Here is a 10,808-nt window from a genome sequence, read left to right as displayed (position 1 = left end):
CACTCCGATGTCCCCGCACCGATGGCGTGGAGACGAGTTCAAACATGGGTCAATTCTCGATGGAAAAACCGAAGCTGCCTGGGTCAGCTCTCAGTGGAAATCAACACACCTCCGCCACGCGCAGGCGGCGTTCGGGCGGGATCGGGCGCTCGGCGCCCGATATCGGTGAATGGTTCTGGATCATCTGAAAGGTCTCCGGCTCAGGCGTGACGCTGACGCCGGGTGAGCGTGGTGAGAGAGATGAGGAAGGCCGCCGCCGCCATGGCGGAGGCGATGCGGAAGGCGAACCGCAGGCCTTCCGCCACCATGTCGGGGGTGGCTGTCGCAGCATCACCGCCGACGGCATGGGCAAAGAGCGCCCCCATCAGCGAAGCGCCGGTGATGAGGCCGAGATTGCGGGCGAGCGCCAGCAGGCCGGAGACGAGCCCACGTTGTTCGGGCCGCGCGTCGGCCATGACGGCGGTGTTGTTCGGCGTCTGGAAAAAGGCGAGGCCAACGCTGATGAAGAGGATCGCGACGATATAGGTGGCGACCCCGCCGTCGAGCGACAGCCAGGACATCGCAAAGGCACCGACGGTGAACAGGGCGAGCCCGATGACCATGGCGAGCTTCGCGCCGATACGGTCGGCGACCGTGCCGGCCGGCACACCCATGATGGCGGCGGCGAGAGGACCGACCGTCATGACGAGGCCGACCATGCGCGTATCGAGACCAAGTGCCTTCGACAGGAAGAACGGCCCGAGAACCAGCGTCGCCATCATCACCGCATAGACGAGCACGCTCATCACCATGCTGAGCGAAAGCAGCGCATTGCGGAACATGGCGAGCTTCAGCAGCGGGGCGCTTGCCCTGACCTGCACGGCGAGGAAGAGGACGAGGCCGACGAGCGCGCCAAGTCCCAGCTGCAGAACCAGCGGCGAGCCGAAGCCCAACTTGCCGGAGAAGGTCATGGCCAGCGAATAGGCCCCGAGCGTCAGCGCCAGCAGGATCGTGCCGAGCCAGTCGAAACGCGCGGCGGGAACCGGATGCTTCGGCGCATCGATGGCGTTCGGCAGGTAGCGGCTGACCAGCAGGAAGGCCATCAGGCCGAAAGGCAGGTTCACCCAGAACACGGCCTGCCAGCCGAAGGCGGCCAGCGCCAGCGAGCCGAGCGACGGCCCGAGCGCGATGCCGAAGGAGACCATGGTGGAGAGAACGCCCATGGCGAAGCCGGCGCGTTCCCTGGGAAACACTTCGCCGACGAAGGCGAAGGACAGCGCCATCAGGATCGCGCCGCCGAGGCCTTGTCCGGCCCGACCGGCGATCAGGAGCGGCAGATTGTTGGACAAGGCGCAAAGAACGGAGGCTGCCATGAAGATGGCCAGCCCCCAGAGATAGAGCCGCTTCTTGCCAAGCTGATCGCCGAAACGGCCGACGCCCACGATAAGCGCGGTGACGACGAGCAGATAGCTCACCACCACCCATTGGACCGAGCCGAACTCGACGCCGAGATCCTTCACAAGCGTGGGCAGAGCGACGTTGATGATGTTGGTGCCGAGCTGGGAAAGCAGGATGGCGAGCGAGAGGCCGGTCAGCACCATGCCCGAATGGATCGGCCGGTGATGGGGGTGCGGCGCGTTCGAATGAGTGTGGGATGCCGGATGAGCGGCCCCCTGCGGATGGGGAGCCGGGGAATGGGCGGTGTGGGGCATATCTGGGGCCGATCGAAGATCTCCCTTTCGGGAGGGTTGGGTTTCGACCTTCGATAGATCCAGCCATGTATTGCATACAGTGCAATGTCGATATCATATGATTGCACCAAACGTATGAATGAGGGCCTGCCCGACAATGCCGACCAGGCCCGCAGCGAAGCGTCCTATCCCACAACTCGACATGAACCTGCTGGTGACGCTCGATGCGCTGCTGTCGGAAGGAAGCGTCGTGGGTGCGGCACAGCGGCTGAACCTCTCCGCACCGGCGATGAGCCGCCAGCTCTCCCGTATCCGCCATCTCGTCGGCGACCCGGTTCTCGTGCGCGCCGGGCGCGGATTGGTGCCGACGCCGCGCGCGGAAGCTTTGCGCGAACGCTTGCGCAGCCTCGTTACGGAGGCCGAGGCATTGGTGCGCGGTGACGACGAACTCGATCTTTCCCGGCTGGAGCGCACCTTCGTCATCCGCGCCAGCGACGGCTTCGTCGGCACCTTCGGCGCGGCGCTCGCTTCCCATGCCGCCCGCGAAGCTCCGCAGGTCCGGCTGCGCTTCGCCCATCAGGACAAGGAGGATGTCGAAGCCTTGCGGGAAGCCCGCGTCGACGCCGATATCGGCGTCATCGGCGCGATGGGACCGGAAATTCGACTACAAGCGCTGTTCCACGACCGCTTCATCGGCGTGGTGCGCCCCGGCCACCCACTGGGGGATGTGGTGACGCCCGAGAGCTTCGCCTCCTTCCCGCATGTCTCGGTCTCTCGGCGGGGGCGCTTCTCGGGGCCGATCGATGAGGCGCTTGCGGCGCTCGGGCTCGTCCGCCCGGTAACGATCGCAGTCGCCAATTTCAACGACGCCTTGGCGATCGTGCGGACATCCGATCATGTGGCCGCCGTGCCGGCCCGTCTCACCGAACCGGCGCGCGCCGGCCTTCACAGTTTCGAACTGCCGGTAAGAACCGATGCGCTCGCCATCTCGCTCGCCTGGCACCCGCGTTTCGACGCCGATCCGGCGCACCGCTGGCTGCGCGGCATCGTGCGCGAGGCCTGCGCCGACGAACGGTGCAGGCCTCGAACCGGCAAGTCGAAAGGATAATTCTGAGCGGCGGATCGGGCGGGATTCGAACTCGTCCAAAAGGAGGGCTGTAGCGTAGACGTAGTTCTCATCTTCGCCCGGCGCGGTGCGCCGGTTCGGTCGATTTCATCGGCGCGATGGACTGCTGGCGTGCCGAGGCATCGGGGGCCTTCCCGCGACAAGCGTTTGGAAAGGCGAGATGCCTCATATCGCCGGGAAGGCGTGGTCTTGATGCGCGGAAAGGCTCCTGGCGCGCGAGCGAGAGAATTGCGCATTCTTCTGCCGGTCGATGGGTCGATGCGATGGATCAGCTCGGGGCCCGCGTGCTCCTCGCATCCGGTGCGAGGGCGGTCGTCCACGGCCATGGTCCGACCGTGGACGGCCGTTGGACGGCCTCTGGCACGCGACGCGTCATGCGTTTCGTTCGGGGTCTTGCTGGATCGACCTCTCGGCGGCGGGCCTGACGAGGCACCGGTCGAGCCGCGTGCCGAACGGGATCCGCCCGGACGCGCGCTGTGCCGCATGATCGCGTCAGAGATCGAGAAGTCGAGTGGCCGAGGCGGCGTCGGCGATGAGGTGGGTGGCGAAGCCGCCGCGAAGCGCGGCGCCGAGGGCTGGGACGCGCTCGCTTCCCGCCGAGACGGCGATGCGGCGCGGCATGGCGCGAAGCCTCTCGAGCTCGATGCCGATGATGCGTCCGTCGAGGGGGCCGGGAATGGTCCGGCCGTCCTGCCCGATGAAGCGTCCGGCGATGACGGCGGCCGCGTCCCGCGCGCGGTAGAATGCAAGCTCCTCGAGCCCTGCGACGCCGGACTGGACGATGTGGCTTTCGGCCGTCGCGAGGCCGATGGCGAAGAGTGCCGTGTCGCAACTCGCAAAGCGCGTCAGATGCTGGGCGATGAGCGGCTCGCGCGACAGGGCCGTGACGAGATCGGTGCTCGACAGGACGGCGGGGGCATGGAGGTTGGCGCAGGCCGCGCCGAAACGGTCGGCGATGAGAGCCGTGCAGCTCTCGGCCGTGAAGCGGAACGGCAGCGCCATCGAGCCGATGAGCTGGACCACCGTCATGTCCGGATAGGACCGGCGCGGCAGAAGCTCGGCGACGCGGTGGATGGTCTCGCCCCAGGCGACGCCGAGGGTCGCGTCGGGCGCGACGAGATCGTCGAGCCACATGGCGGCAGCGCGCGCGACGCTTTCCAGAGGCGCCTCGGCGACGTCGGGCACGAGATAGACGCCTTCGAGCCCGTATCGCGCGGCGAGGGCCGCGGCCGCATGGGAGCGGGCGAGAACGGCGGGGTCGAGCGAGATCCGCACCAGTCCCTCGTCGCGGGCCTGGCGCAGATAGTTGTGGACGCTGGCGCGCGAGACGCCGAGCCGCTCGGCGATCTCGGCCTGGCTCATGTCCTCGACGAAATAGCCCCAGGCGGCGCGAACCATCGGGCTCTGGCCGGCGTCGAGCGAGGGGGTCGGCGCGACCGCCGACCCGGGCTTACGCACGGGCGGTCCGCCCGATGCCGCCGCCATGAAGCCCGCTGTCGCAGTCCTCCTTCGCGTCGTCCGGGGTCAAGGTCGCGCAAAGGCTGCGGTCGGGACGGGGCCGCTGCCGCATGGTTCAGGCCGCATCCTGCCGGCGCTCGGAGAATAGGCGAGCGATGGCCTCCTCGTCGGCGGCGACGACACCGCGCTCGGTGATGAGGCCGGTGACGAGGCGGGCCGGGGTGACATCGAACCCGTAATTGACGACGGGCGAGCCGTCCGGCGTCACCTGGAGCGAGGCGATCTCGCCATTCTCCGTCCTGCCGGAGACATGGGTCATTTCCTGCGCCCCACGCTCCTCGATCGGGATGTCCCGGCCCGATTTCAGAGAGAAGTCGATCGTCGGCGAAGGCAGGGCCACGAAGAACGGCACGCCGTTGTCATGGGCGGCGAGCGCCTTCAGATAGGTGCCGATCTTGTTGCAGACGTCGCCATTGGCGGTGGTGCGGTCGGTGCCGACGATCACCATGTCGACCATCCCGTGCTGCATCAGGTGGCCGCCCGTATTGTCGGCCACGACATGATGGGGCACGCCGTGATTGTTCAGCTCCCAGGCGGTGAGCGCCGCGCCCTGGTTGCGCGGCCGCGTCTCGTCGACCCAGACATGGACGGGAATCCCCGCCTCGTGGGCGAGATAGATCGGCGCGGTCGCCGTGCCCCAGTCGACGGTGGCGAGCCAGCCGGCATTGCAATGGGTGAGGATGTTGACGGGTTCGCCAGCGCCCTTGCCGGCCGCGATCTCGCGGATGAGGGCGAGGCCGTTCTCGCCGATCCGACGGTTGATCGCCACGTCCTCTTCCGCGATCTCCGCGGCGCGCGCCCAGGCGGCGCCTTCGCGCTCCGCCTCGGGCAAAGGCCGGAGCGCGTCCATCATCCGATCGAGCGCCCAGCGCAGGTTCACGGCGGTCGGACGCGTGGCGAAGAGCGCGTCGTACACCGTCTTCATCCGGGCGTCGGAGGCGTCGGCGTGCAGGCCGAGCGCGACGCCGTAGGCGGCGGTGGCGCCGATCAGCGGAGCGCCGCGCACCAGCATGTCCCGAATGGCGTGAACGGCGTCCTCCAGCGAGGCGAGGGTCGTCGTCTCGAAACGGTGCGGCAGGCGTGTCTGGTCGATGATGCCGACGCGGCCGGAGCGGCCGTCGGCCGGCTCGGCCTCGACCCAGATCGTGCGCGTCGGCTGTCCCTTGACCTTCATGTGGCGGCTCCAGAAAGGCTGGCGGCACGCCGGCAGGCGGCCGCGACGGTGGCGATGGTGCCGCGCTCGACGACGAGCTGGCGGGCGAGTGCCAGGGCGCGCGTCTCGCACGCCGCCCGCAGGGATGCCGGCTCGATCGTCTCGAGGTCGGAGACATGCGCGAGGCCGAGGATGCGCCGGGCCATCTTGGCTCCGGCAAAGCCGAGCGCGTCGACCTGCAGGCGGGCGAGGAAGGCGTCCAGCGCCTCCTGCGACGCATCGGCCTCACCCTGCGCCTCGAAAAGAGCGACCGGGTAGGCGTCGCCGCCTCGCTCCGTCCGCCAGAGTTCACCGAACCGCCCGGCAAAGCAGTCCCAGACGCGCGAGGCCTGGACGAGAAGCCAAGCCTTCATCTCCTCGGCGCCCGGCCCGTGCCCGTCCTGGGCGAAATGCGCGAGGAAGAGATTGGCCAGGAGGGCCCCGACATCGAAGCCCATCGGGCCGTAGAAGGCAAACTCGGGATCGATGACGCGCACGTCCTCGGCGCCGTCGGCATTCGAGACCATGACCGACCCGGTATGCAGATCGCCGTGGACGAGCGCCTCGGCCGAGGTCAGGAACTGCCACTTCAGATCCTGGATGGCGCGCTTCCATTCGGTGTCGGCACGCACGGCGGCCGCCGTCTCGTCGAGATCCGGGCTCGTCCAGCGGTTCAGCGGATGCACGCGGTAGGGATCGGTGAAGACGAGGTCCTCGGTGATCTTAGCGAGCGCCGTATTGGCGGAGAAGAGCGCCATCTCGCGCTTCTTCCGGGCGGCGGGAAGGTGGAGATCGGACGTGCGGAACAGCGTCTCGGCCATGAAGCGCCCGAGAACCGGCGCTGCCGTCTCGTGCCGCTCGCGGGCGGTCAGCGCCTTGCGCCAGATCACGTGGGTGGCGAGATTCTCCATGACGATGAGCGCCTGGGGACCGTCGAAGCGCAGGATCTGCGGCACGGCTCCGGCAAGCTGCGCCTCGCGCGCCAGCGCGGCATGCTCGAAGAAGGAACGCGACAGGGGCAGGGGCCAGCTCTCGCCGACCAGCCGCACGAAAGGCAGCGCCTGCTTGGCGCAGACCGACCCGGCGGGGCCTTCGACGATGTAGACGAAGTTCAGGTTGCCGTCGCCGACCTCGCGCACGCGCCAGTCCTCCGGGCGCCCGCCCAGCCGCGCCGCGACCTCCGGATAGGCCGCCAAGCGCAGCGCCACGCGGTCGAGCGCGAGCGGCTCGTAGGCCCCGTAGTCCGGCACGGCCTCCGGGGGTGCGTCCTTTTCCAGGGGTCCCGAATGGATCATGGCGCGGATCTCCCTTCCGCTGACATTTTTCAAATGGGTTTGACATAGGCCAGGGCTTCGAGCAAGTCTGTCGGCGAAAACGGCTCGGGAGAAGCCGGTTCGGGAGGAGATCAGCATCGTGCTCGGCGAACAGGCTGCGCATCGAAGCCCGGCCGCGGGAGACGCGCCCCGGCTTGCGCTGGAGGGGGTGACGAAGAGCTTCGGCGCCTCGGCGGTGCTGAAAGGCGTCGAGCTGACCCTTTGCGCCGGCGAGATCGTCGCCTTCATGGGTGCCAACGGCGCCGGCAAGTCGACGCTCGTCAAGATCGTCGCCGGCGTCCACGAGGCGTCCGCCGGCACGATGCGGCTCGACGGCCGCCCGTTCCGGCCCTCTTCGCCCTCCGACGCGCTGCGTCAGGGCATCGTCGTCGTCCACCAGGCGATCAACGACAATGTCGTCCTGTCGATGGACGTGCTGGAGAACCTGTGCATCGATCGGCTGTGCCGCGGCGGGCCGGTGATGTTCCGGCGCGGGCGTTGGCGCGCCGAGGCCGCGGCGATGGCGGAGCGCGTCGGCCTCGACGTGCCTCTGAACACGCCGGTATCCGATCTCTCGCTCGCCGACCGGCAGATGGTGGCGATCGCCCGGGCGCTCGGCCACGACCCGAAGCTCCTGATCCTCGACGAACCCACCTCGGCCCTTTCCGACTTCGAGGCCGAGCGGCTGTTCCGCGTCGTCCTCGACCTGAAGCGCCGCGGCGTGCCGGTCCTCTACATTTCGCACCGCATGGGCGACATCCGTCGCCTCGCCGACCGCATCGTCACGCTGCGCGACGGCGTGGTGACGGGCGACTTCGCGGCGCCCCTCGACTACGGCGCCGCCGTTCAGGCCATGCTCGGCCGCCAGCTCGCCAAGGCCGGCCATGCCCGCGTTCCCGGTGGGGAGGTGGTGGTGGAGACGAACGCCCTTCGCGTTGCGCCGGAGAGCCCACCCGTCTCCCTGTCGCTGCGCACCGGCGAGGTGACGGCCGTGGTCGGTCTCGTCGGGGCCGGCAAGACGGAGCTCGCCGAGTGCCTGTTCGGTGCCCGCCGCGCCGCCGCCGGAACGATCCTGCTCGACGGGCGCGTCTTCACTCCCGCCTCGCCGGGCGCGGCGGTCGCGGCCGGCGTCCACATGGCGGCGGAGGACCGCGCGGGCGCGTCTCTGGTCCCCGATTTCGACCTGTCGCAGAACGTCTCGCTGCCCTTCACACGCGCCTTCAGCCGCCTGGGCCTCCTCGGTCGCGCCGCCGAGCGGCGCCACGCGGCGGACTTCGTGCGGCGCCTCGGCATCGTCGCGCCCTCCGAGGTCGCGCCGATCGCGGCGCTGTCGGGCGGCAACCAGCAGAAGGTGGTTCTGGCCCGCTGGCTGTCGCGGCCCTGCCGCCTCCTGATCCTCGACGAGCCCTTCCAGGGCGTCGACATCGCCGCCCGCCGCGACATCGGCCAGGCGCTGCGCGAGACGGCCGGGGCGCGCGCGACGCTCGTCCTGTGCGCCGATCTCGACGAGGCCGCGGAAGTGGCTGACCGCATCCTCGTGATGAGCCAGGGCGCGCTCGTCTCGGAACACTTCGCCGGGAGCCTCGACCGCGAGGCCGTCATCAGGGACTTGTCGAAGACCATCCATGCCGAGCGCCATGCAGCCTGACCTCGCCCCGCCCGCCGCCGCCCGCCTGCCCGAGCGCCGGCGCGAATCCGTCGCCTTCAGGCCGCTCGCCGTGCGCTACGGCCTGGTGGCGCTTCTCGTGCTGATGGTCGCGTTCTTCGGGGTCATGGAGCCGTCCTTCCTATCGGTGCGCAACCTCGTCATCGTGCTCCAGTCCGTCTCGATCGTCGCGATCCTGGCGCTCGGCGTGACGGCGACGCTCGTCGTCGGCGGCTTCGACCTGTCGATCGGAGCGGTGGCGGCGACGAGCCTGATGACCTCGTCCTACATCATGGTCGTCTTCGGCGGCGGAACCGTCGCGGCGGTCGGCGCGTGCCTTCTGGTCGGGGCGCTCGTCGGCCTCGTCAACGGCCTCCTGATCGTGCGCCTCCGCATTCCCGATCTCCTGGCGACGCTCGGCATGATGTTCCTGCTGCTCGGGCTCCAGCTCATCCCGACGCAGGGTCGGTCCATCGCCAGCGGCATGACGATGCCCGACGGTTCGACCGCGACGGGAACCTTCGCGGCCACCTTCCTCGCGCTCGGCCGCTATCGCGTCTTCGATCTCGTGCCGATCTCGGTCATCGTGATGCTGGCGCTGGCTCTCCTCATCACCGTCTTCCTGACCTTCACGCGCTTCGGGCGCATCATGTACGCGATCGGCTCCAACGAGCGGGCCGCGCGCCTCGCCGGGGCCCCGGTCGAGGCCTACCGGATCGCCGCCTACATGATCTCGGGCGTCTTCGCGAGCGTCGGCGGCGTCCTTCTGGCCGCCCGTGTCGGACGTGGCGACGTGTCCTCGGGCAATTCGCTTCTCCTCGACGCCGTCGCTGCCGCGCTCATCGGCTTCGCCGTCTTCGGCGCCGGCAAGCCCAACGCCATCGGCACAGCGATCGGCGCCCTCTTCGTCGGCCTGCTTCTCAACGGGCTGACCATGATGAACGCGCCTTATTACGCGCAGGACTTCATCAAGGGCGCGGTCCTCGTCGCAGCCCTGATGTTCACCTTCGGCCTGTCCAACCGGCCGCGATGACGAAGACCCACAGGGAGGACCAACCATGACACGCATCACCCGGCGCCGGCTTCTCGCCGGAACGGCTCTGGCGCTCGGCGCGGCCGCCGCCGGCCTGCCGCTGTCGGCGTTCGCGCAAGGCGCGGCGCCCGCGCCCTTCGACGGATCGAAGACCCCGCGCATCGCGCTCGTGCGCTATCTGTCGACCGGCGACTTCTTCCAGGCCTATCTCTCGGGCGTCGAGCGGCAGGCCAAGGCGCTGGGCGTCGAGCTGCGCGTCTTCGACAGCCGTCAGGACGCCGCGCTTCAGTCCGACATGATGGACCAGGCGATCGGTCTGGGCGTCGACGGCATCATCGTCCAGCACGGCCTGACGGAATCGATGAAGCCCGCCGTCCAGCGCGCGCTCGACGCCGGCATCAAGGTCGTCGCCTTCGACGTCAATGTCGAGAACCCGGCGGTGCCGCAGGTCGAGCAGTCCGACAGGGACCTGGCCCGCCTCGCGCTGGAGCAGGCGATCAAGGACAATGGCGAGGATTTCGAGGCGGGCTACGTCTACGTGGCCGGGATCGCGCCGCTCGACCGGCGCGACGAGACCTGGAGCGAGTTCAAGGCGAAATATTCCGGCATCGAGGAGATCGCGCGCTGGGGCACGATGGACAATCCCATCGCCAATTCGGTCGCCAACCAGGCCTCGGCCGTGCTGCGCGCCAATCCGTCGATCCAGGTCGTCTTCGCCCCCTACGACGAGTTCGCCAAGGGCGTGAAGATCGCGGTGGACGAGGCGGGCATGTCCGGCGACATCAGGATCTATTCCGCCGACATCTCGACCGCCGACATCGCGGCGATGCGCGAGCCGGGCTCGGCCTGGGTCGCGACCGCCGCGACGAACCCCGCCGTCGTCGGCGAGGTTTCGGTGCGCGCGCTCGCCATGCTTCTGGCCGGCGAGAATCCCGGCGCCTCGGTGATCGTACCCCCGACCCTCATCACGCAGGCCCAGCTCAACGACCAGAACATCGCCAATATGGAGGAACTCTCCGCCAAGCTGCCGCAATTCGCCCATGCCGACGTCGCCGTCCCCGCCTGGATGAAGCTGCCGCCGCGTTGAGCGCCCCGAACCCGTCCGGCCGGACCATGTCTGCGCCGGACGGGGATGGGACCACCGGTCGTTTCGCACGCTGCGCAAGGACGGCCGGCGTCCCCCGGCGCGTGCGTTGCCCATCCCGCCTCCGGCGCAGCCCGCAGCGGCCGGCCCGCGTCGCCATCGATGCCGGTCCGGCCCGGCAACCGGCGCGTCCAGAACGCCCGGCGGCCTCCGGGTCCCCGGCTTGG

The 10,808-nt window shown here is 69.2% G+C and carries 9 protein-coding genes; 5 read left to right on the top strand and 4 right to left on the bottom strand.

The annotated features are described in order from the left end of the window. A partial coding sequence (locus ASG48_RS18610; protein WP_210168288.1) for a hypothetical protein occupies nucleotides 1-188 on the top strand: 188 nt, incomplete at its 5' end. A gap of 12 nt (nucleotides 189-200) precedes the next feature. Here ASG48_RS18610 and ASG48_RS13550 read toward each other — a convergent pair. Continuing rightward, complete coding sequence (locus ASG48_RS13550; protein WP_055850576.1) at nucleotides 201-1,580, bottom strand: MFS transporter; 1,380 nt, start codon at nucleotides 1,578-1,580, stop codon at nucleotides 201-203. Between the two features lie 277 nt (nucleotides 1,581-1,857). Between ASG48_RS13550 and ASG48_RS13545 the strand changes: the two genes are divergently transcribed. After that, nucleotides 1,858-2,778 carry a LysR family transcriptional regulator gene (locus ASG48_RS13545; protein WP_156381606.1) on the top strand — a complete coding sequence of 307 codons (921 nt, stop codon included), beginning with the start codon at nucleotides 1,858-1,860 and terminating at the stop codon, nucleotides 2,776-2,778. 510 nt (nucleotides 2,779-3,288) lie between these two features. Here ASG48_RS13545 and ASG48_RS13540 read toward each other — a convergent pair. The 3 genes from ASG48_RS13540 to mtnK all read right to left on the bottom strand — a co-directional run bounded on the left by ASG48_RS13540 (nucleotide 3,289) and on the right by mtnK (nucleotide 6,801). Further along, the gene (locus ASG48_RS13540) at nucleotides 3,289-4,254 is read right to left on the bottom strand and encodes a sugar-binding transcriptional regulator (protein WP_162243928.1); all 966 of its coding nucleotides are present in this window, start codon (nucleotides 4,252-4,254) and stop codon (nucleotides 3,289-3,291) included. A gap of 115 nt (nucleotides 4,255-4,369) precedes the next feature. After that, nucleotides 4,370-5,488: an S-methyl-5-thioribose-1-phosphate isomerase gene (gene mtnA / locus ASG48_RS13535; protein WP_055850569.1), complete on the bottom strand. Its 1,119-nt coding sequence runs from the start codon at nucleotides 5,486-5,488 to the stop codon at nucleotides 4,370-4,372. Beyond that, a complete protein-coding gene (gene mtnK / locus ASG48_RS13530; protein ID WP_082529458.1) occupies nucleotides 5,485-6,801 on the bottom strand; it encodes an S-methyl-5-thioribose kinase in 1,317 nt (438 codons plus the stop codon). The genes mtnA and mtnK overlap by 4 nt, the downstream gene beginning before the upstream one ends. 187 nt (nucleotides 6,802-6,988) lie before the next feature. Here mtnK and ASG48_RS13525 point away from each other — a divergent pair, with 187 nt between their 5' ends. The 3 genes from ASG48_RS13525 to ASG48_RS13515 are packed head-to-tail and all read left to right on the top strand — an operon-like array spanning nucleotide 6,989 to nucleotide 10,584. Further along, the gene (locus ASG48_RS13525; protein ID WP_244486900.1) at nucleotides 6,989-8,467 is read left to right on the top strand and encodes a sugar ABC transporter ATP-binding protein; all 1,479 of its coding nucleotides are present in this window, start codon (nucleotides 6,989-6,991) and stop codon (nucleotides 8,465-8,467) included. Then, nucleotides 8,457-9,497 carry an ABC transporter permease gene (locus ASG48_RS13520; protein ID WP_082529471.1) on the top strand — a complete coding sequence of 347 codons (1,041 nt, stop codon included), beginning with the start codon at nucleotides 8,457-8,459 and terminating at the stop codon, nucleotides 9,495-9,497. The genes ASG48_RS13525 and ASG48_RS13520 overlap by 11 nt, the downstream gene beginning before the upstream one ends. A gap of 25 nt (nucleotides 9,498-9,522) precedes the next feature. After that, nucleotides 9,523-10,584 carry a substrate-binding domain-containing protein gene (locus ASG48_RS13515; RefSeq protein WP_055850565.1) on the top strand — a complete coding sequence of 354 codons (1,062 nt, stop codon included), beginning with the start codon at nucleotides 9,523-9,525 and terminating at the stop codon, nucleotides 10,582-10,584. The last annotated feature ends 224 nt before the right edge of the window (nucleotides 10,585-10,808 follow it).

Source organism: Aurantimonas sp. Leaf443 (assembly GCF_001425575.1).
In the GTDB taxonomy this organism is placed as follows: domain Bacteria; phylum Pseudomonadota; class Alphaproteobacteria; order Rhizobiales; family Rhizobiaceae; genus Leaf443.
The sequence above is the reverse complement of the archived record's forward strand: the minus strand, read 5'-3'. Positions and strand labels throughout refer to the sequence as shown.